The organism is Allorhodopirellula heiligendammensis, assembly GCF_007860105.1.
In the GTDB taxonomy this organism is placed as follows: domain Bacteria; phylum Planctomycetota; class Planctomycetia; order Pirellulales; family Pirellulaceae; genus Rhodopirellula; species Rhodopirellula heiligendammensis.
In genome coordinates, this window is record NZ_SJPU01000002.1 from 2612567 (window position 1) to 2634938 (window position 22372).

The following is a 22372-nucleotide window of genomic DNA, read 5'->3' on the forward strand; positions in this document are numbered from 1 at the left end:
TGAACCGCACCGGTGCGACTCATGCCCCGTCGCCCAGATCAAGTCGTTCACCGTATCGACGCAGCACTTGGTCGCGCAGATTAGCGAGTTCTGGATCGTCCATGTCTGGATCTTCATCAATCAGTTCCTGCGCCATCGCTCGAGCGACCTGTAGGATCTCGACATCGCGGTTCAAGTCCGCAATCCGCAAAGGTGCCAATCCGCTCTGCTTCTTCCCCAACAGATCACCGGGACCACGCAGCCGAAAATCCGCTTCAGCAAGCTCGAAACCATCCGAAGTCTGCTCAAACACTCGCAATCGTTCACTCTCCTCGGGCGAGCGTTCTCCATCGGTGAAAACGCACACGTACGCCGCGTGCGTACCTCGCGAGATCCGTCCGCGGAGCTGATGCAATTGAGCCAAACCAAATCGATTGCCACCGAGAATCGTCATCACAGTTGCGTTGGCGACGTCCACGCCGACCTCAATCACCGTTGTGCTGACGAGCACATCAATTTCACCTTCGGCGAACCGCTGCATCACCTCCTGCTTCACCTCCGGCTTCATCCGTCCATGCAACAACTCGATGCGGTGTTCGGGGAACACCTGATCGCGAAGCCGCTCGAACGTACGGCTGACCGAGGTAACATCCTCCTCGCTCTCAGCGACGTCCTCGTTGGCGTCCTCGTTGGCGTCCTCGTTGGCGTCCTCGTTGGCGTCCTCGTTGGCGTCTCCCGATCGCGCGGCATCGGCAACCTCGGCGCCGCTGGCATCGGCATCGGTGGCCTCGGCATTGCTGGCGTCCGCACCAGGCATCTCGTCAACAGACGTCTCGTCACCAACACGCGGTGCCACCACGTACGCCTGGCGACCCTCAGCGATGCGTTGACGCACGAAATCCCACCAGCGTTCTCGCCACTTATCATTGGCAAGATAGGTATGAACATCCCCGCGCCCTGCCGGCTTTTCACGTAGCGTGCTGAGGTCCACATCCCCGAACTGGGTCATCGCCACGCTGCGCGGAATCGGTGTGGCCGACATGACGAGGTAATGCGGATCAATGCCTCCCGATCGCAGTTGCACCCGCTGGCGTACCCCGAACTTGTGCTGTTCATCGATGACGCACAGACCGAGCGAGTGAAAATCAATGTCGTACACGAGTGCTTGCGTGCCCACGATCAGATCTAATTCGCCCGCTGCGATCTGGGCGAGCGTTTGTCGTCGCTCAGCGGCGGTCAACGACCCGCACAGCAACCCGATCCGCACGCGGCTGTCGGCGAGTATCTTGGTGAGCGTTTGGTAGTGCTGCCGCGCCAGCACCTCAGTGGGAGCCATCAGCGTCGCTTGATGCCCATTGGCGACCGCCAGCATCATCGCAAAGATTGCCACGACGGTCTTGCCGCTGCCCACGTCGCCTTGCAGCAGTCGATTCATGGGGAACTGCCGCCCCATCTCACGCGCGATCTCGCTGATCACGCGATCTTGATCCGCCGTCAACTCAAACGGGAAACGCCGCAGAATACGCTGCCGAATTTGCGGCGTGCACGGCATCTCGGGAGCCTGCAGCCGTCCCGTCAGCGATCGCCGGCGCATCGCCAATGCGAGCTGCATGACGAAGAGTTCTTGAAAAATCAGCCGTGTCCGGGCCGCCGTCAACGCATCTGCAGAAGGGGGTCCATGGATATCAAGCAACGTCGTGGCAATGTCCGGTAAATCACCGCCGGGTAAGTCATTGCCGATTCGACCTCCCGCCTCCCGCAATCGCTCCGCTGCCGCCGCCCGCAGCGACAACGGCATGACCTCCGTAACGTGGTTAGCAAGTACGCCGGCCACCCGACGTGTCAAACGCCGCAGCTCGTAATCCTTGATACCCTCGGTCAGCGGATAAACAGGCAAAATGTCGCCTTCCTGCTGAACAGTTTTCTCTCGCGACTCGCCGTGCACCTCATCGTCGGCGAGTTCGCCCTCGTCCAAAAGATCATACTTCGGATGCGAGAACGCCCACCGTAACCCCTCGAGTTTAGGGGTGCCACTGATGCGAACCCAACGATCGAACGTCAACTGCTCGGCACGAAAGGGTTGGTTGAAAAAGACGATCCGCACCGCCCCCGAGTCGTTCTCGACAATGGCGGCGAACAAGGACTTACCCGGGGTCCGGGAGACCAATTCCGCATCGGTGATCTTACCCACGAACGTCGCCGGAACGCCCTCGCGGAGGTCATCCACGCGGGTCGGCGGCGGCGGGAACTGATGCTCGCGGGGAAAAAAGAACAACACATCCTGAGCCTTGCGAAGCCCCAATTTCCGCAGCCGATCCGCCCGCGCGAGCCCCATCCCCGGGAGATACTGCAGCAGCGTGGAGAGCTCAAACTCAGCAGCGGGGACGCTTGCAGGCGGTTCGCTCGGTATGGCCGTCGGCGGCGGCGGATTCGCTGGATCGGTCACAACAGCAGGTTTTGGGAATGAGCGGCACGGACAAACGGCATTTCGCCTCACTCATCCTAACGCTCCACGCTGGCCAGCGGCCAGTGCGCGTAGCTTGAGACCCCAGTGCGCGTAGCTTGGGACAATTGTCCCGAGCGATAAATTTCCTGTCCCCCCGTCATTTTTGTCATTTCCTTGGATTCCAGAGCGTCTGGAAAGACAGCCACCCCCTCAAAAGGAACGTGACCGAGAGTTCCTCCTAGCTGATCAGATCCGCTGCCCTCAACGGATGATTTTCGAGTTCTCGGCAACCAACTGGGGCGAGGGTCAAAGAGCATCCTGGCGCGACACTTGCCGAAATTCGAGCGAGCGGATATTCTGTGCCGCTCACATGCGGATGTGGCGGAATTGGCAGACGCGCTAGACTCAGGATCTAGTGTCCGATAAGGACGTGGAGGTTCGAATCCTCTCATCCGTACTATTGCAGACGTGGCGGCAAACATCTCTCATCGCGGACGAATTGCCGTCATTTGCAAGCGGAGCGGCGACCCTTGCTGTGGCGATGGCGTCTGCTCATCGATCCAATTGGCCTCTCTCCGAGTATTCGTCAACATCGTGCATTCTGCCGACTACGAAATCTTGCCCGCCAAATCGTGATCACGGGACGGCGTTTACGACTGTCCCGGGCAGTGGCAATCGGGCTGCAAGGCCTGATTGTTGCCTCGTTGCTCGCTTTTGCCCTGGAAACGCTGCCCCATCTGACAGAACGCCAAGTCCGCTGGCTGCAATGGTTCGAGGTGTTCACCGTTGCAGTGTTCACAGTGGAATACTTAGTTCGGATCGCGACGGCTGAAAAACCGCTGCGATTCGCCTGCAGTTTCTTCGGTATTGTCGATCTGTTAGCGGTGCTACCGTTCTATCTGCAACTAGGCTTTGACCTGCGGTCGTTGCGAGCGTTCCGCTTGCTTCGATTGTTTCGCATTCTGAAGCTGGGGCGCTACAATAAGGCTATCCAGCGTTTCCACCGCGCTGCCGTGATTGCGCGTGAGGAATTGGTCCTGTTTTTAAGCGCTGCTGGCATCGTTCTCTATCTGGCGGCCGTGGGGATTTACCAATTTGAAAACAAAGCGCAGCCGGAGGCATTCGCATCCGTCTTCCACAGCTTTTGGTGGGCTGTCTGCACGCTCACCACGGTGGGATACGGGGACGTCTATCCGATCACCACTGGCGGCAAGTGCTTCACGTTCGTGATCCTACTTGTCGGTCTGGGAATTGTTGCGGTTCCCGCCGGATTGGTCGCCTCTGCCCTCTCGGAAGCACGTGAACTGGATTAGCAAGCCAGCTTCATGGATGATCGATCCAACCACCACTACCGCACTCGATGTGCGCCACCTGGAACTTCAAAACTTTGAAAAAAACTGACCCCATCCCGGCGTCGTCGAAACCGCTCTCCTACTCCTACTGGCTGGGGACCTTTGTTCTCCAAGGAACGGTGGCGCCGCGGGTCATGCTTGACGTGGTGGGGTTCGGACTCTTGGCAACGGGCATCGTGTACCTCAGCGAATTCGCGATGATACGTTTTGACGTCAGCTTGGCCGTCCCCGGCGGACCATTTGAAGTGGCGGGAGCAGTGTTGGGGTTGCTGTTGGTGCTGCGTCTCAATGCCGGGTACGACCGCTGGTGGGAAGCCCGCAAACTATGGGGGGGCATCGTCAATGAGTCGCGCAACCTCGCCATCGCCGGACTGGCGTACGGCCCGCCCGACCATCACTGGAGGGTCCAATTCATCAAATGGATCGCTTCGTTTCCACACGTCACCCGGCGTTCCCTGCGTGGCGAGCGCCAGGTCCCTGAATTATCGCGGCTGCTGACCGAGCAGCAGATAGAGGCTCTGCTGACCAATAGCCACCTGCCCGATGCCGTGTCGCGCCAGATCGCCTCACTGCTCGCCGAGGGACGCGGCAGCGGCATGGACGCGCTCGCGTTCTACTCTGCGGAAAAACAACGTTGCCTGCTGATTGACTATCTAGGCGGTTGCGAACGGATCCTGAAAACGCCACTGGCACGTTCCAGCGCCATCCAAGTTCGCCAATTCATCTTCATTTTGTTGGCCAGCTTACCGTTCTCGCTCCTGGACGATTTTCATGGCACGCTGCCAGCGATTTTTGGCACGGAAGTCGGGCGGAGCGTATGGTTGATTCCATTATTCATTATGGTGATCGCATTCATGCTGCTGTCTCTTGATCGAATCGGCATGGAGCTGCAGAACCCTTTTGATACGCGGCGAGTCGACTTCTTGCCGCTGGACAACATCTGTATCACGATCGAGCAGAATCTGCTGGAACTGTTGCATGACGATGCCCTGCACGACTACGCCGCCCCGACGGCAGCCGACGTCGAGTTGCCACCGGACGCGTCGACGCACGCGACTGATGACAACATTGGCGCGGACATTTCTTGATGATCCATCCTTCCTTTAACGATCCATCCGGGTTGATCGTGGGTTTCGCAGAGGCAAGCCAGAAGTGCATATCATTTCGTCGCAACCGAGCGGTACACTTACCTGGCAACGGATAAAACCAGTTCAGCAGCAAGATGCCACCGTGCGGCTCTCGATAACCGTGAGCTAGCGATAGACGACTGATTGGTGCTACGAAATAGAAGATACTTCTGGGTCAGGATGCTCACCTTGGATCCCATTTTAATGAGTTAACCTGTCACCGACGAATCCGCAGCAACGATGCGACGCAAACCCGACAAACCTGTTGGCGGCTCGCTTTGCCACGGCACCAGGGCCACACGATTTGCCAAGGTCGATCGAACTTCGTCAATGTACGGCAACTCGTTGTGCTGACGCTGACGCAATGCAGGGTCGGTTACGCTCAGCGGTACCAGACTTTGATTAATAACCCATGCGAACGGTTCGATTTCCGCTCGTCTCAGGTCCTGCTGCAGTCGTGCCGCTTCATGAACCGGAGTCGCTTCGGGTAAGGTCACGACGAGAACGCGAGTGAAATCTGGGTCGCGTAAACGGGGCAACAATTGCTCCACAGACTCCGGCATTTGGCTGGATTGCCGCGTCACTTCGCGGTGGTAAGCCAATGCCGAGTCGAGCAACAAAATCGTGTGGCCGGTCGGTGCGGTATCCAATACAACAAATCGGTCGGCCCCCTCGGAAACGGCTTTCGCAAACGCGCGAAACACCGCGATCTCCTCAGTACACGGCGAACGCAGGTCTTCCTCGAGCAACGCCTTTCCCTCTGCATCCAAATCTTTCCCAGCCGTCTGCAGCACCTCGGCAGTATAGTCCGCGGTCTCTTGAGCAGGATCAATGCGCCCGACAGTCAAGCCCGCGAGTTCATCTGCGGCGATCGTCGCCGACACGTGTGCAGCCGGGTCCGTCGTCGAAAGATGCACTTCCAAACCGCGCTCCGCTAACGCCACCGCCACGGCGGCGGCAACGGTCGTCTTGCCGACCCCGCCCTTGCCCATCGCCAGAATCACCCCGTGACCTACTGTGGCGAGCTCGTCGATCAATGAGCCGAGGCCATCGGGAGAGTTTGAGAGAACGGGCGCCGGGAGGGTAGAAGTGGGCTGTTCTGTGTCTGATTGGCCAACCCGACGCAAAGCCTCGACGCCCATCACGCCACCGCTCGCCAGGGGAACGGTCGAGCGGTTGAGCGTAGCGAGCACCCCGGGCATGGCGGCAATCGCTTCATCACCACGACGCTGCATCGCCACGGCGATCTCGTCGGTGGGCGTCTGGCTTGTGAATACACCGTTGACGATCATGTGCTGATTGCGGACGCCTAACTCCTGCAGCTCACTGCTGGTCCGAGACGCTTCGCGAAACGCCGACGGTTCGGGGCGCGTGACCAGGACTAACGTCGTGCAGGCACCATCGGCCAACGCCTCGACGGTTTGCTTGTAGATCAATGTCTGCGACTGTAGGCCAGCGAGCGGCCCCAAACACGATGTGCCAGTCGTATTGTTATCAATGTATCCCGACCATGCCGATGGCAACGTCAACAAACGCAAGGTATGACCCGTCGGCGCTGTATCAAAAACAACGTGATCGAACTGCGATGTCGCCTCACGATCACCCAACAGTTTTGCGAACTCGTCGAATGCGGCAATCTCAAGCGTACACGAACCCGAAAACTGCTCTTCCATGCTCGCAACCGCTGCGTCAGGCAACACGCCTCGATACGGGCCAACCATCCGCTCGCGATATTCACTAGCTGCCGCCTCGGGGTCAAGATTCATCGCAAAAAGGTTTGGCACCGACCCCACCGGCGTCGGCTCACTAGCTAACTCCGTGCCCAACACTTCGTCGAGATTGGACGCTGGATCGGTCGAAACGAGCAATACACGCAATCCCCGATCGGCCAACTGAACCGCACTCGCGCACGCCATGGACGTTTTACCCACACCGCCTTTACCCGTAAAAAACAAATTGCGAGTAGGGTGATTGAGAAATTGCATTTCGATTCTCCTTGTAAGAAAAACTCAGTCGACGAGCACTACACGTTCCGGACAGCGGGTCCCACAGAACGCTTGACATAAACTAAATCCATTCACCCGCTAGGCCTGTCCGCAGGTTGAGCAGGAAACCAACCCTGCGTCTTGAGGCAAAACCTCACCAACCCCAGCATTAACGGAACTTCAATCAAGACGCCGACCACAGTTGCAAGCGCCGCCCCCGACGACAAACCATACAACATCGTCGCCGTCGCGATTGCCACTTCAAAGTGATTCGACGCACCAATCATCGCTGTCGGTGCCGCCGTTTCGTAGCTGAATCCCACCGCTTTACTGGCCCCATAGCCCAGTGCAAAAATCACGAGAGTTTGAATCGTCAAAGGGATCGCAATCCATAAGATGGTGAGCGGGTTGCTGACGATGGTTTCCCCTTTGAAGGAAAACAATAGCACTAACGTCGCCAGCAATGCTGTAATCGTCACCGGCGTCAGAAAATGCAGAAACTTATCGCGAAACCACGCTTCGCCCTTAGCCGCAATCAGCCATCGGCGCGATAGATAGCCAGCTACCAATGGCAGTGCGACGTATACACCGATCGATAGCAGCAACGCTTGCCACGGAACGGGCAGTTGGCCGACTCCGAGCAGGAACCCGCCAAGCACCCCGTAGAGGACCAACATCGTCAGTGAATTGACGGCGACCATCACGAGCGTGTGTCCATCGTTGCCCTTTGCCAACGATCCCCACACCAAGACCATCGCCGTGCAAGGAGCGATGCCGAGCAAGATACAACCGGCGAGGTAACTCCGCCACAGTGGAACCTGCAGCATCTTGACGCCTTCAACTAACACCACCTCGCCAGAACCGTAGGTCGTTCCCACCTCGAGATCGCTACCCAGCGGAGCCTTCACATAGTCGACTGCATCCGGGCCAATGAACCCGAGAAAGACTGTCCCCAGAAAGAAACTAGCGATCGCATACATGGTGAATGGCTTGATCGCCCAATTGATGAACAGGGTTAAACCCACTGGCCGCACTGACTTGCCCGCCTTCACGACCTCACTGAAGTCAATTTTGACCATGATCGGGTACATCATGAAAAATAGGCAGATCGCAATCGGGATCGAGATCACCGGGGCATCATTGACATAGATCGCCATCCCGTCGAGCGACTTGGCGACTCCGGGAGCAACTTTGCCTAGTGCAATCCCCGCGACGATGCAGATCCCTACCCACACGGTGAGGTACCGCTCAAAGAATCCAATGCCCTTTCCGTCTACCGGGCAAGTTTGTCGTTGAGTCACTTTCCAATTCCTTTTCTATTCGCATCGTCCATCGTCGATGAACGCTGGTTCGACTTAAAAAAACTCGTCACAATCCCGCGACGAGCGACTTGAGTTCTTCAAGTTTGGTTGGGTTGATGCAGTAACAGACCTTCGGCCCGTCGACTTCCCCCTGGATTAATCCAGACTCTTTCAGAATCTTGAGGTGCTGGGAAACCGTCGACTGCGCCAACGGTAGACAATCAACAATTTCCCCGCAAACGCAGGCTTCACGACCGATTAATAATCGCACAATCTGCACGCGCGCCGGATGAGCAATCGCCCAAGCCAGTTTCGCAAATACCTCAGCGGTCGGATCAGCATGCAGCTTCACCGGCGTCGAATCACAGGATTTCTTAGTAGATGGTTTCGCCATTGAACTTCCTTTATCGTTCATTCACGATATACGATATCGGCACCCCGGGCAACCTTCCACCAACAAAATTCCAGCAATCCCTGAGGTTTCTAGCACCGACCGATACCCGCGGACCGTGGCGATGGGCTCCCCTGAAGCGTCTGAAAAAGACGCTTCATTCCTGCTCCCGCCCAGGCGAGTCTTGCTAAAGTACGTGCAGCTAGCCCGCGTCTGAGAACTGAAAAGCCGATCGAGCCGGTCCGAAATCGCGACAGGGCAGTGTCCAGCAACACGATGCGTCAATAGGCGCGTCCCGAGGAGGGCTGCTCCCCACCAGCAGGAACCCCTGGCGATCAACAATCGATGCGCCCGCGCACCCCAGAGAAACCGCTGCTCGAAATCCCCACACCAGAAAGTAAAGGAACCGCAACAGTGAAATCATGCATTCTGATTCTTACGGGTCTATTTCCCATGCTCGCCTTCACAGGCTTCGCAAATGCCGCAACACTCCAAGGCAGCCGCCCAAATATTATCTTGGTGATGACCGATGACCAAGGGATGGGTGATCTGTCCTGCATGGGCAATGAAGTCGTGAAGACTCCGCATCTCGATCGCTTTTACGCGAGATCGACACGTTTCACCGACTTCCACGTCAGCCCCACCTGCGCACCGACCCGCTCGGCAATCATGAGTGGCCGTGCGCCTTTCAAGAACGGAGTGACGCATACGATTCTTCAACGCGAACGAATGGCGTTGGACACCTTCACAATGCCGCAAGCTCTCCAGAACGCTGGCTACAAGACAGGTATCTTCGGTAAATGGCACCTTGGTGATGAAGAGGCCTATCTGCCCGGCAGCCGCGGCTTCGATGAAGTCCTCATCCATGGCGCCGGGGGAATCGGTCAAGTCTCGCTCGGTGATTTCCCCCCCAATGACGAGAACCTCTACTTTGACAACGTGCTGCTACACAACGACACCATCGTCCAGACCAAGGGATTTTGCACGGATCTTTTTTTCCAGTCCGGCTTGGCATGGATCAAAAAACAGCACGCATTGGGCAATCCATACTTTGCCTACATCTCCTTGAACGCTCCCCACGCACCACTGGTCGCTCCCAAGGAGTATACGCAGCGGTTTCTGGATCTCGGCTATGACCAGGGAACCGCGGGTCGCTACGGGATGATCGAAAACATTGACGACAATTTTGGGTTGCTGATAGAAAAACTCGATCAATGGAACGCGTCCGAGAACACCCTTGTGATTTTCATGACCGACAATGGTGCCACTCATTTAAACGGCCAACTGCACGGCAAGAGGGTGAAACACTTCAACGCCAATCTGAAAGGCGGCAAGAATTCACCCAACGAGGGCGGATCCCACGTCCCCGCCTTCTGGTACTGGCAGGGGCGACTCGGAGAGGATATCGACATCGACGCCCTCACGGCACACGTCGATCTCTACAAGACATTTTGCGACCTCGCAGGAGTACGACTGCCGGCCAACATGCAAGCCTTGGATGGTCGCTCACTGCTGCCTTTGCTGCAAGACCCCAAAGCAGAATGGCCGGATCGCGAATTATTCATTCATTGTGGTCGCTGGCCTGATGGCAAGATGCAGGAGTTCAAATTCACTAAGACGGCTGTCCGAACGGATCGATGGCGTTTTGTCAACAATTTGCAACTCTTCGACATCCCCTCCGACCCCGGTGAGACAATCGATGTCTCAGAATCGCATCCAGAAGTCGTCACGAAATTGCGACAGTCGTTTGACCGTTGGTGGGCTTCGGTCAGTCCGTTGATGGTGAATGAAGGCCTTCAAAGAGTGGCTCCCGAGAATCAGCCTCTCGCGATTCGCTATCACAAGCAACTTGCAACAAGCGGCATTCCTGAATGGGCGCCCGACGAAATTTAATTGCGTTGATTGATCGCCTATATTGAACGTGGAATGGGACCAATGTCCCGTCCCGAACCTTTCGTCTGCAAGCCGAGAACAATGGTCTCAAACCACTTATCCCGCCAACGCTACGTAAAAATCGTTCACCTCGCTCAACTTCTGCCAGGCAACGGCGGCGCTGTTGATGTGGTTTCCCTGCCTAGGAATTCATCAAGAGATTAACCAATGAAACAATTCTTAACTTTGACGCTAGCCTTAGTTTGCGTACATACGTGCACCGCCCAAACACCCAAGTGGGACGGACAGACTTTTCGCGATGTTCCGTACAAGCAAGTCGCTGGTCGTCCACTGCTGATGGACATCTACCTACCTGAGGAACGAAGATCCGACAAATCACCTGTCATCTACTACGTCCATGGTGGTGGATGGGCTGCGGGGAATAAAGAGAAATTCGGAAGCGCGCTCGTGCTCCCCGTCTTTCGACAATTGGCAGAGCACGGATTCGTCTGCGTGTCGGTCAGCTACCGACTGTGCCGAAAAGGGCAGGGTGTTCGGATGCGTGACTGTGTCACGGATGTGATGGACGGGCTCCGTTTTTTGAAGGGGCACGCCGAGCGGTACGCAATTGATCCTAGCCGAGTGGTCGTCTTTGGCGATTCCGCGGGCGGCCAGCTCGCGCAGATGCTGGCGTATGCTGCGCCAGAAGACTTTGCCGGCGATCCGAATCTTGCCGCGACCACCATTCGACCCTGCGCGGGAATATCGTGGTACGGCCCCTCGGATTTTACTGACGTCACTCTGTTCGAAACCGGTCTATCTGACAGAAAGCCTGATCGATTTGGAAACAGAATCACCGGCGATGATGGCGGCTACCAAACCAACCCAAAGGCTTTCGAAGAAATGAGTCCGTATTACTGGATTCAGAAAGACAGTCCTCCGATGCTCCTCCTACAAGGCGATACTGATGCGACAATCCCCCTGGCACACGCGATTCACTTGAAGGAGAAAGCCAACCGCATTGGCGCCAATGTGGAAATGATGATCGTCAAGAATGCAGGCCACAACTGGAGAAAAGCGGGAGGAGCACCGACTCCGAGCGTGCCCGAGATTCAGCGCATCACCTCCGAATACGCATTGCGGCAAGTCAGCCCATAGTCCACGTGCCCTTCGCTGCTTGGATGGCTGGATGTTGGCGTCCTCGCGGTGACGGTCTGAGATGAGCGATTCCGGCTGGGACGCGACGCTGCCGGCGGACCCATCCGCCCACATCTTGAACATCCGCTACACCTCGCTTAATGCTGCGTCCTCGGTAACTTTAATTAACAAAAAAACGTCGCAGCCAATCCGGTTGCGACGTTTCGATTAAGAGCTGTGTCATTCGGCGCCTACGAACGATCACTGTTCTTGTTTTTGCGATCGTCCTCCAGCTTCTTAGCGAGCTGCTTCGACTTTTCGAGGTGCTGCTCAACCTTTTGGCTGGCTTCTTGAGCCATCTGCTGCAACTCTTGCGGGCCGCTGCTTTCGATCGCCTTCAGCTCGGCCAGCATCATCGTATGCGCGACGCACTGTTGACCGAGAAACGCCATATTAAAATCCTGTCCCTTGTACTTGCTGAGCATGTCCTTCGTCATTTTTAACGAATTCTCACAAGCTTGCTCAGCGATTCGGCACAGTTCCTTTGGCACGGTGGGCGACTGATCGCTGGTCGACAATCGACCAGCCTGTTGGTTGCTGGTTGTGCGATCCTGTTGAGCGTGCTGACCTTGACCGCTGTTTTTGTCATGGCCAGTCATCTTTTGCAACTTCTCATTGCAGGCCTCGTGATCTTGCACGATTGTTTGCGCAAGCTTCTTGACATCTTCATTATCGGACTTCTGAATTGCTAATTTGGCCAGCTCGATCTCGGCCTCATTTGCTTTTTGCAGCTTCTGCAGGATTGCCTCTTTGACCGTGGGCCCCTGCTGCTTGCTATCCGTCACGACACGACGGGATTCGTAGCGGTCAGCTTGATCGACAATCGATCCGTTCTGTTGAGGGAGTGGCTGCTGAGCAGGAGCGACCGGCTGGACAGGAGGCGGGGAGGTTTGAGCGGGCAGTACTTGCGTGGTTTGAGCATCCGCAAGTCCACAAAACGAGGTGACCGCGAGTGTGGCAATCGTGAAACGAATTTTCGACATCTGTGTTTCTCCATGGTCTCGGAAAATGAAATGGGTGTCGCAACAACCGCGTTGCAACGTGGGAACTTTTGCAGCATGTCGCGTTCCAAGCTCACAATCCTGATATGAAGAATTGTTGAATCTCGTGCCTTTGAGTTTCATGCTCACGCAAAACACACGCACCGCCAAAGTAGTTCCATGAACAAAGTAGTTCCATGAACAAAGCAGTGCTCGAGGAGCTCGTTCACGCGCTCGCTCCACGAGGCCGACATGTTGCGATAGTTTTGGTATGGAAGTCGCTTCAGAAATCCGACCTCGATGCAGTGCCAGCCAAACCGCTGGCTCCTCCCTTTCTGAAATTGATAGAGACCCTACTGCATCCGCACCACAACTCCCTTCGATGTGATAAGGGCTTCATCTTCCAAGGAAATCATCATGCCCGCGTGGACCGATAAAGACCAGCGACAATACGAACACGTCAAAGAGAGTGAACTTGAGCGTGGCAAATCGGAAGATGCCGCTGAAGAAGTTGCAGCCCGGACAGTGAATAAGCACCGACGTGAGGACGGGCGTACACCCAATAAAAAAACGCAAGGCACCGGCAACCCGAACACTTCCCTGGACGATCGCACGGTCGATGAACTACGCAATCGAGCGGCAGAGCTGAACATCGCTGGACGTAGTAAAATGAAGAAAGCCGAGCTGATCCAAGCGATCCAAAACGCTCGATAGCACCGTATCGACTGAGCAGCCACGTTACGTCACCAACCTCACCCTGCGAACAAGAGTAACCCGATGACGATGATACCAACACGCGATGGACACGATTTGTATGTTAAGAATTGGGGCGGCGGCCGTCCGGTAGTGCTGATCCACGGCTGGCCTTTATCGGCCGACAGTTGGGATGATCATGCGGTCCAGATCGCCGACGCCGGCTTTCGCGTGATCGCGTACGACCGTCGCGGCTTCGGTCGATCCGATCAACCGTTCGGAGAATATGATTATGATTCGCTATCGGACGACCTAAGCGATGTGATGACGGCAATGGACCTGCAAGACGCGTCGATCATCGGTTTCTCAATGGGTGGAGGCGAAGTCGTCCGGTACATGTCCCGGCACGCAGGGCGACACGTCAAACAGTGTGGCTTAATCTCGTCGGTGGTGCCCTACATGCTCAAGACGGACGACAACCCTCACGGCGTCGATCAATCGATTTTCAATGAAATGACCCAGTCGATGCTCGCCGATCGCCCCCATTTCTTTGCTGGCTTCTTCAGAGACTTTTTCGGAGTTGGTGGGTTGTCTCATCCCGTCAGCGACGAGTATTTGCAGTGGACTCGCAGCGTCGCGATGCAGGCCAGTTTGAAAGCCACACTCGCCTGCGCCAATTCGTTCGCGACGACCGACTTCCGCCCCGAATTGGATGCCGTGACCGTCCCCACTCTGATCATCCATGGAACCGCCGATGCGACAGTCCCCATCGACGCCAGCGGTCGCCCCGCGGCGAAAGCGATTCAGTCTTCCACGCTCAAGGAATACGAAGACGCGCCACACGGGCTCTTCGCCACCCACAGGGAACAGCTCACCAACGATCTCATTGAATTTCTCCGCAGTTGAGTGCCGCTCTCGCCGACCTGGGCTCAGCGATAGAGATGACTGTTAGTAAAACGCGACAGGGCGATCGGCCTCTTGAAATTCAGAACGAGCCAGCGCACGTCTGTCTTGATACCGTCTCACACCTGCCCGTCGCTCTCAAGACGACACCTCTCATCGCTGGATAGGAACCCGAGTATCGAGTGCGGGGTGGAATCTCATCGTCAGCGGGTCTGCCGAAATGACTCGACCCAGCGCGCATTCGTCCCGAGAATGTCTCTCACAACCTGCTGTGTTTCCTCCGGTTCGGGAGGATCATGCTCGAGTTCGTGCTCGAGCAACTCCAACTTTTTACGGATCAAATAACCTTGCATGCGTTGGTACGGACGCACTACGCCGGTGCGCAAAAACGTACCAACCTCTAAACGTCGGCTCCAATCTTCCCAAACCGGCAACCAATACAACGCGTGTTCGGTCTGGCCACTGTTGGCCGCCGTTAAGCATTCTGCGCGAGCAATGCTGATCTCTTCCAAACATTCTCGGGGCGACGGATAGTAGGCGTAGCACGCAACGATGCTCAGCGCAACCAACCCGGCCAATGCGGCCGCTCCGATCACACCTGGCGGCACGATAACATCGAGGCCGCGTCGCGGGAGCGCGTCCTCGGTTTGCATCGATGAAGCAAACGAACCCGGCTGGGCGCCGGCGACCAAGGACGCTTCGTCGACCTTCAACACGCGAAGTACCAATCCTAGCACAGCGACAATCGCTAATACGATCAACGATGCGATCATACTGATGTCGGTCTCTTTGGCAACCAGATCGCCAATCGTCTCGAAGTTAATCGGTTGATGAGTGGACAGAGGGTTGGCGTAGATGTCAAAAGCGTGCGTGTGGCCGGCGGGCTCGACTCCGGGCGGAACAAGCGGTTTGTTGATCGCATAGGACAACCCGAGCACGATCACCAACAACGATGCCATCCACGTCGACGCGGTTTTCCAACCGTAGTAACGTGCGAACCATAACGGCGTGGCAAGGTTCATGCCTGCGCCGAGTGTCAACAACGTGAACGAAGCCCCCGGTGAATTGGCGTGTTGGAACATCATTCCCAATTGACTCATGGCCAACATCGGCGTGGCATAAACTGGAACCGCAACGAACAACATCTTCAACGGTGCCCACCAATCATCCTGCTCGACAGCGTTCTGCATCGCGCCGTAGGGCAACACGGCAGCCAGAACAGCCAGTCCCGACAACGCCACCAACGTGAGCAGTATCGTGACCCCCGTCGTCTCGCGTGCAAAGTGTACGATCGTGGCAAAAACGCGCCGCAGTCCAATCAGATGATCCGTCGAAGGATCCGCTTCTGAATGGCCGTCCAGCACATCGTCGCCCCTATGGCCTTCCATGCGAGGTGGAAACCGACGCCACGCAGTATCCCATAGCGCACCCAACGCAGTCACGACGATCAGCGATCCGAGTGCGAACAGAATAATGACTAACGGACGACTGAGCGTCAAACCATATAACAGCGACAATGGGTTGAATAAAGGAGCCGACAAGGCGAACGCGGACATCGCGCCGGGTTTGACTTTCGCCCGGCGCATCTCAAACAAAATCGGCAATACACCAATCGAGCAAACCGGCAGCAGCATGCCGATCAGCCAGGACTGGGGAAGTGATCGCCAACGATTGCCACCAAACAAGCGACGCGTGCCTTGGGTGCCGAGGTAATAGCGGAAGATCGACGCGATCAACAACCCGACCAGCAATGTCGGCGCCGCTTGCGCGAACCCTTGCATGACGCGAATCAATCCGCCTACCAGCATCATCGAAATGGATTGATTCACGGTTGACCTTTCATGACGTTAGGAAGTCGTTCTGGGGTTTTCCCGACGGCTTGATCTACGAGCTCGCAAAGCGATTCGATTTGCTCGCAATTCTCGTCTGTCAACTCGCCGTGGGCCGCACGCAGGTTTGCCGCCAGCGATTCACTGGCGTGATAGAGCGGCAACCAATCCGCTTCGGCTAGATTGGTGTCGGCGGCAACCTCTGCCGTCCAACTGACCAACTCTTTGACCTCAAGCCGTGTTCGCTCACTCGAAACGTTTCCACCAATTCGCTCGCGCAGCTTCACCGCCACATCAGCCAAGTCATCGGGCCAATGTTCCGCAACCTCGTGATCGTGTTCAAACAGCGATGTCTTGGACGCTGTGTCTGGTGTGCATCCCACAACGAAAATCAACGCGAGTGTCGTCGAAGTCCAGGCAATCGCCGCGGCCACCTGTTTGCTTGATCGCCAAATGGCCAGATTCGAAAATTTCATTACCGGTACTCCGGGGCGGCAACGGTTTCCAACAATCGATTGATCACTCCGTCAACGTCGTCCGTTGTTGTCAACAAACGAACTGACAACACCGGGTGGGCGACGTACGCGACATCACTCGGCGTGACAAAGTCGCGACCTTGCAACATCGCCCACGCTTGAGCGATGCGTTGCCAAAGCAACATGCCTCGCGGACTGACACCCAACTGTATCGCTGCGTCCCCATGTGTCGCTTCGACCAACTCAACCAAATATTCACGCACTCGCGAATGCACCGTGATCGTTCGCACGGCTTCTTGAATGTCTGCGAGTTCACTAAGCGACAGCACACTTGAAATAGATTCCCTTGCGGAATCGGCACTCGCTGCCGCTTCCAGAATACCCATCTGAGACGCCCGATCGGGATAGCCGATTTTTAGCTTAATCATGAAACGGTCCAACTGCGCTTCCGGTAGGGGATATGCCCCGTGCGAGTCGATTGGGTTCTGCGTCGCAATCACAAAAAACGTTTGCGGCAAAACATACGGCACCGCGTCGATCGTCACCTGCCGTTCCGCCATCGCCTCGAGCAGCGCACTTTGGGTGCGCGGCGTCGTCCGATTGAGTTCGTCCGCTAACAGGACGTCCGAGAAAACGGGGCCGGCATGGAATTCAAACTCACGCGTTTTCTGGTTGAACAAATTAAACCCGGTCACGTCCGATGGCAGCAAATCAGGCGTACATTGCACCCGTGCGAGCTTCCCACCCACACACGCCGCAATCGCCTTGGCGAGCGTCGTCTTGCCCGTCCCAGGCAGATCGTCCAGCAGTAGGTGCCCATGCGAGAGCAAGCACGCGATCACTAACTCAATCGCATCTCGCTTGCCCAACAGCACGCCGTTGAGCTGACGCCGCAGACCATCGAGCGTTTCGCTGAACGCTGCGTGATGATTGGTTCTTTCAAGCACCGTCATGCGGAGGTTCCCGTGGCGAGTTGTCGAAGTAATCGAATCTTTAAGTTCATCAGTAGCTCTTTAGAGAAGTTGTGATCTTGCCGCGTGTTTCCGGTGCCCGCAAATGCGGCCCGGTCGGCGGCGTCGCAAAAGCGAGTGGCGGTTTCGTGTAACGGGGCGTTCATGGCGGTGATCTCGAGCAACCAATCACGCTGCGGTCGGCCAATGTTTCGAGGGCAACCGGCAAACTTCGCTCGCGTTTGCAACACGCCCATCACAAGGGCTGTCCGGCGATGGGGCAAAACGATCGAACCAATCTGATACAGCAGGCTCAGGCCGAGTTCGATCCAAATCAACCGAGTGAAAAACAGCCATCCTGCCAGCACGATCATGCCGATCGCATGCGGCCACTTCGCCGCCGCAAGCTGTTTTGCCACCAACCACGCCGAAGGGAGGTAATCCGGTTCCCTGTATCCAGGCGTCGGTTCAATCTCGAACCAGCGACCGTCGTCTAGTTGAACTTCAGCCCAAACGTGAACATCCTGCGGCGAGATGTTCACATGCCTCGCGGCGGCATCGATCGCTGAGGGACGCACGTAGAATCCGGTAACCAACCGCGACTGCAGCCCAATCTCGCGAGCCATCAAGGTTGCGACCGTTGCGAACAAATGATCGCCACCGCGCTGGATCCGCAAGAACTCCGCGACGGAATCTTCAGTGGCGGATTCAACACTGCGGTCAAATTCAAACTCAGAGCGCAAGTGCGAGACGATCGACTGCAGTTTTTCATATGGGTGATTGAGATCGACAGTCCACTGCCTAGCTAGATCCTCTACGAGTATTGATGGATTCGGCCCCCTCCTCTCATGTGCGGAAGAGCCAAATGCCCGCGCGTCAGGGACGGCTCGCTTATGTTCAACACTCGTTCTCGCCGCGGTTCGCTCGATGCTCTCCGACGCGGAATGAATCGTCAGTCCCTCCCACAATTCATCTTCCATCACTTTGATCGACGCCACATTCACGACTGTCAATGGAGGGACCTTGTCGCGGCCCGGCATGAAGAACGAACCGTCCGTAGCGATTGCAAAGAAGTCCGGTCGATCGACATCTTTGATGTGCAGTGCTGACGTCATCATCGGTACCGGAAGCCGCGTCGAATCCAAACGTAGCACTTTCAATAAATTGACTTCGGGCGTGGATTCTTGCGAAATCGCAATTGCCGGATCGCAGTACCAAGCTGCTCCGTTATGTTCGCGCCGGCTTAGTGTTTCATTGAGATGTTCGGCTGCGTTCGTCCACTCAACCCCATCGAACGCGTCATAGCGATTCATCGCTAATCGAATCCCAGTCGGACCGGCCCATTGCAGCACTGCACTTTCCGCTGCATCGTTGAAATGCAAGTGCTTCTTGGGGCGCGTTCGATCGGTCGAAAACGAACTGCCGCCCTTGTCACTCCTAGCCGTCTTCTGATGGGCCTCCGGAACGCGATCCGCCGCTAAACCTTGACGTCGTTCCCACTTGTTCTTCTTCTTCGGCTCGCCGATGGAGTCGCTAAACATGTCAAACAGAGTCGACTCGGTTGATTCGAGAAACAGTTCAGACTCGACCGCGCCGAACGACTCAGCGTGATCCTTGGCCGCGATCGCTGCGTCACCTGTCCCCACACCACTACGGGCCGCCGGGTCAGACCACTGCGATCCACCACTGGTCGGCATCACACCAAGCTCAAACCGCTGTGATTCACCCACGCGGCCTCGCACAACCAACCCGGTCGCCATGCACACAGCGATCGCCACGAATACGGAAATAGGACGAACACCCGATCCGCGGCGCACTTGATGAGCGGCGCACAGTTCCAGCCGTTCCCAGTGATTGGCGACCAAGTGCCAAACGCACACGGCCATCCAAGCAATCGCCAATAGCACAGAGTAGCTGCTGTCGGAAATCGCGACCGCGAATAGGGTCAAAAAACCAGACGCGACCAGAGACATCGCTCGCGTCCGGGTCTTTCCTAACGCCATCGTTAGCGAACCGGCACCAAGCGTGGTCAGCGCTGTCATTTCGAAAGCGATCGGCGAACCCGCCACTCGTGCAATGAACGCAAAGAGAACGGGTGTCATTGGGATGGCGATCCGAAAGTAGCCCTCTCCCGAAGTCTTATGTCCCGAAGTCGTAACGACAGCAGCGACGAAGAGCGTGGCGATAACAATCATCTCGGCGATGAACAGCGTTTGCGATTCGAAATAGAACCGCAACGATCCCACCGCCGTGATGGAAACCAGCGCTAACACGATTGCTTCGGTCTTCCTGCGTTCAAGCTGCAACGTCGGCATCACGCACCTCCTTCCACAGCACCGCGATGGCAGCAGCTAAGTCTGCATGGGGACCGATCGCGACCTCGCGAGTCGCTCCACCCGCTCGTCGTCCGCCCAGCGGGTTGGCAATGCAGACAAATACCGAACCGCATGACGCGCCGGAGATTGTCACGCTGGCACGCGATAAGACTCGTTGATTCAGCTCGCACGGTTCGCCATCGAGCGGAACGCTTGCCAACGCATCGAGCATGTAACGTCGCCCACGGACATCATGTTGGTACGCCAATCGGCGATCGCCAATCCGAACTCGTGTTGCAATCCGTGATTGATGCAACGACGACAGCACGCTCGCCGCGACCCGTATCCGTCTAGCCAATGACTCTCGCCCCAGAAATTCGTGAGTACCGGAGCTGCTGGTGTCAATAAAAACATCCAACGCGACCGATTGCGGGGCACCTCGTTCAGTCACGATCAAGGAATCCGAGCGCGCCGACGCGATCCAATTGACATGCTTGGAGGAATCACCACGACGAAACGCACGCACCCCCACAAAATCACCATTGCGTCCGCCGCGACTCCCATCGCCTTGTTCAGCAACGGTATGACCCACGATCGGCAACACGCCATGAATTGGAAACAGCTTGGGCCAGACCGTCAGTGATTTAATTTCTTTTAGCGACCGGCGTGCCGTCCAGATCCCGAACGGAAACGAACACGCAACTTGCGGTTCGCTGACCGGATAATGTCCACGCAGCGATGGTGTCACGTTGACTTTGTAATCGGCCGTGCAAAGAGGTGGGACACATGCGAGACCGACGGTTGGCCTCGCATCGCCATTCGGCTCGCGGTCCAGATACCCTTCGATTGCTAATCCCCACACGGGTATCGGAACACGATTGCGAACGCTCAACACCATCTGGCACGGCACATCCTCATAAACCGCGTCGGCTTCGGGTCGTAACGCACACTGTGTCACATGGACCGCCACCCACGGCCAAGCCATCCCGGTGACCATAATTGCCGCAAGAGATGCGGCCAACGTCCAACCGATAGGACTGAAGTAAAGCCCGATCGCGGTACTGACGGCGGTTGCCAAGGCAAACCAGCCGACAGGTTCTTTAAGCCAATAAACGAAACGGTTCGCCCAAGGACAGAAGTCTGTCGTCATTATTCGCGACAACCGACTAGAATCCACGGGCGCAGCATGGACAACGGCCATGGTGAGCGCACCTTCGGTACAAGACAAGGACTTGAGAGACTACTCCACAACAGAAACGCATTACGCGCTCGGTGGGCCTCGAACAGAAAGTCCGCCTAGAACGGAGTGCTTCGCGTGCCGGCTGCTCGACGTGATTGGCAATCGAGCCACCAACAGCGGCGTCCAATCCATCGCCACGCCGGCGGAAACGCTGGCGTTCCGAGACGCGAAGAAGCTTTGGCAAATGCTGCACGAACTGGAGTCATGCTCGTCATCCGACGGAGTTTCCCGATCCGTCGGCGCTGGCTCGCGATCGCAGTGGCCATGATGACAACAGCACTGAGAGCCAGCGTTTGGTTGGCCAGAGGTTGCTTGATGGCTCACCGACGCACAACCAACGTGAACCCAACCGGCGACGTTGCTAAATAGCAACACCGCCAGAGCTAAGTACGTCGTGAAGGTGCGGAACGAAAACAATGGCCGGTATCCAACGCTGAAAAAACGAGAGAAGCCTCATCACAACTAGGTGAAGGCAAAATCAACGGTCCGACCAAGGAATCTCCTGATTGTTACTCGAGCCCTACGGCTTGTCAATCGAAAGGGTTCAACTCCAGAAGGGCAACTTGAGAGTTGAGTCTCCCCGCATGAAACGCACTCTCACTCGTGCAAAAGGATCGGGGCACTTGCCCCGAAAGACTGGCACCTGTTCGAAAATCCTGAACTGCCACTTGACGAAGTCATCGTGAGGCTAGACCGTATCGGGTACATGCATGTCCTTGGTCGGACCACTTTCAAACCACATCCTCGTTGTGTCATTTGTCCGTGGCTCCTCGTTATCGACCATCCATCTTTGGCGCACTCTGTTGCGTCGCCGCTCTTGGCCATGCCCCAGCGTGGCTGCACGTTGCATCGTGCCACGCGCCTAGCTGCGCCGACGAAGCGGTCGACGACCAAGCTGCCATTGCAGATCATTGCGGTCATGGTTGCCATCATCATCACGATGAAACAGCCGACTCCGGCAAAGCGCATCAGGAGGTCACAAGGTCGATTCCTTATCACGACCACGGCGCCTGCTCAATTTGCCAATCACTGACGAGCTCCTGTGGCGCCACGTGGAAGCTTGATGCATTGCCCAGCGTTCCAGTGATCGAGATGTCGCAGGCGTCTCGTCGGCAACCAGCTCTCCTCGCGAGATCCCAGTGCGTCGCCGCCCCGCGCGGACCACCCGTGACCGCTTGAACGAACACGGCTCGCGTAGCTCTCACGCTAATGACGAGCAATATGAAACTTGCGTTGCGAATGGCGTCTCGTGCCACTGAGGCTGCGCGCAGTTCCGAACCCAGCGGATCCAACGGCGCGATCTGAATTCAGTCAGGCTCGCAACCTCGCACGGAAC

The 22372-nt window shown here is 56.6% G+C and carries 16 protein-coding genes and 1 tRNA gene; 7 read left to right on the forward strand and 10 right to left on the reverse strand.

Annotated features, from left to right (window positions below):
• Positions 1 to 19 precede the first annotated feature (19 nt).
• Complete coding sequence (locus Poly21_RS19900; protein ID WP_436967506.1) at positions 20 to 2425, reverse strand: helicase-related protein; 2406 nt, start codon at positions 2423 to 2425, stop codon at positions 20 to 22.
• 372 nt (positions 2426 to 2797) lie between these two features.
• Between Poly21_RS19900 and Poly21_RS19905 the strand changes: the two genes are divergently transcribed.
• The 3 genes from Poly21_RS19905 to Poly21_RS19915 all read left to right on the forward strand — a co-directional run bounded on the left by Poly21_RS19905 (position 2798) and on the right by Poly21_RS19915 (position 4865).
• Positions 2798 to 2882: transfer RNA gene (locus Poly21_RS19905), tRNA-Leu, on the forward strand.
• A gap of 73 nt (positions 2883 to 2955) precedes the next feature.
• On the forward strand, positions 2956 to 3738 hold the full coding sequence (locus tag Poly21_RS19910; protein ID WP_302119709.1) for an ion transporter: 783 nt from the start codon (positions 2956 to 2958) through the stop codon (positions 3736 to 3738).
• 74 nt (positions 3739 to 3812) lie between these two features.
• Positions 3813 to 4865 (forward strand): bestrophin family protein, encoded by a 1053-nt coding sequence (locus Poly21_RS19915; protein WP_302119711.1) that lies wholly within the window; start codon positions 3813 to 3815, stop codon positions 4863 to 4865.
• Positions 4866 to 5113: 248 nt separating this feature from the next.
• On the opposite strand, the gene arsA is transcribed toward Poly21_RS19915, so the two are convergent.
• From arsA to Poly21_RS19930, 3 genes are all read right to left on the reverse strand, one after another.
• Positions 5114 to 6889 carry an arsenical pump-driving ATPase gene (arsA, locus tag Poly21_RS19920; RefSeq protein WP_146408570.1) on the reverse strand — a complete coding sequence of 592 codons (1776 nt, stop codon included), beginning with the start codon at positions 6887 to 6889 and terminating at the stop codon, positions 5114 to 5116.
• Between the two features lie 92 nt (positions 6890 to 6981).
• Positions 6982 to 8190, reverse strand: coding sequence for an ACR3 family arsenite efflux transporter (gene arsB / locus Poly21_RS19925; RefSeq protein WP_146408571.1), 1209 nt, complete (start codon positions 8188 to 8190; stop codon positions 6982 to 6984).
• 67 nt (positions 8191 to 8257) lie between these two features.
• The gene (locus tag Poly21_RS19930) at positions 8258 to 8584 is read right to left on the reverse strand and encodes an ArsR/SmtB family transcription factor (protein WP_146408572.1); all 327 of its coding nucleotides are present in this window, start codon (positions 8582 to 8584) and stop codon (positions 8258 to 8260) included.
• A gap of 450 nt (positions 8585 to 9034) precedes the next feature.
• Here Poly21_RS19930 and Poly21_RS19935 point away from each other — a divergent pair, with 450 nt between their 5' ends.
• Both Poly21_RS19935 and Poly21_RS19940 read left to right on the forward strand, forming a co-directional pair.
• Complete coding sequence (locus Poly21_RS19935; protein WP_146408861.1) at positions 9035 to 10474, forward strand: arylsulfatase; 1440 nt, start codon at positions 9035 to 9037, stop codon at positions 10472 to 10474.
• A gap of 207 nt (positions 10475 to 10681) precedes the next feature.
• On the forward strand, positions 10682 to 11611 hold the full coding sequence (locus tag Poly21_RS19940; protein WP_146408573.1) for an alpha/beta hydrolase: 930 nt from the start codon (positions 10682 to 10684) through the stop codon (positions 11609 to 11611).
• Between the two features lie 230 nt (positions 11612 to 11841).
• Here the strand turns inward: Poly21_RS19940 and Poly21_RS19945 are convergent, their stop codons facing one another.
• A complete protein-coding gene (locus Poly21_RS19945; RefSeq protein ID WP_146408574.1) occupies positions 11842 to 12633 on the reverse strand; it encodes a DUF4142 domain-containing protein in 792 nt (263 codons plus the stop codon).
• Positions 12634 to 13047: 414 nt separating this feature from the next.
• On the opposite strand from Poly21_RS19945, the gene Poly21_RS19950 reads away from it, so the two are divergent.
• Positions 13048 to 13344, forward strand: a complete 297-nt coding sequence (locus Poly21_RS19950) for a Rho termination factor N-terminal domain-containing protein (protein WP_146408575.1) — start codon at positions 13048 to 13050, stop codon at positions 13342 to 13344.
• Between the two features lie 63 nt (positions 13345 to 13407).
• Positions 13408 to 14229, forward strand: a complete 822-nt coding sequence (locus Poly21_RS19955; protein ID WP_146408576.1) for an alpha/beta fold hydrolase — start codon at positions 13408 to 13410, stop codon at positions 14227 to 14229.
• A gap of 200 nt (positions 14230 to 14429) precedes the next feature.
• On the opposite strand, the gene Poly21_RS19960 is transcribed toward Poly21_RS19955, so the two are convergent.
• The 5 genes from Poly21_RS19960 to Poly21_RS19980 are packed head-to-tail and all read right to left on the reverse strand — an operon-like array spanning position 14430 to position 20997.
• Positions 14430 to 16055 carry a permease gene (locus Poly21_RS19960; protein WP_146408577.1) on the reverse strand — a complete coding sequence of 542 codons (1626 nt, stop codon included), beginning with the start codon at positions 16053 to 16055 and terminating at the stop codon, positions 14430 to 14432.
• A complete protein-coding gene (locus Poly21_RS19965; RefSeq protein ID WP_302119715.1) occupies positions 16052 to 16531 on the reverse strand; it encodes a hypothetical protein in 480 nt (159 codons plus the stop codon). Before Poly21_RS19965 ends, Poly21_RS19960 begins: the two co-directional genes overlap by 4 nt.
• Complete coding sequence (locus Poly21_RS19970; protein ID WP_146408578.1) at positions 16531 to 17484, reverse strand: AAA family ATPase; 954 nt, start codon at positions 17482 to 17484, stop codon at positions 16531 to 16533. Before Poly21_RS19970 ends, Poly21_RS19965 begins: the two co-directional genes overlap by 1 nt.
• A complete protein-coding gene (locus Poly21_RS19975) occupies positions 17481 to 19796 on the reverse strand; it encodes a transglutaminase-like domain-containing protein (protein WP_146408579.1) in 2316 nt (771 codons plus the stop codon). The genes Poly21_RS19970 and Poly21_RS19975 overlap by 4 nt, the downstream gene beginning before the upstream one ends.
• Positions 19777 to 20997, reverse strand: a complete 1221-nt coding sequence (locus tag Poly21_RS19980) for a DUF58 domain-containing protein (protein ID WP_302119717.1) — start codon at positions 20995 to 20997, stop codon at positions 19777 to 19779. Before Poly21_RS19980 ends, Poly21_RS19975 begins: the two co-directional genes overlap by 20 nt.
• Between the last annotated feature and the right edge of the window lie 1375 nt (positions 20998 to 22372).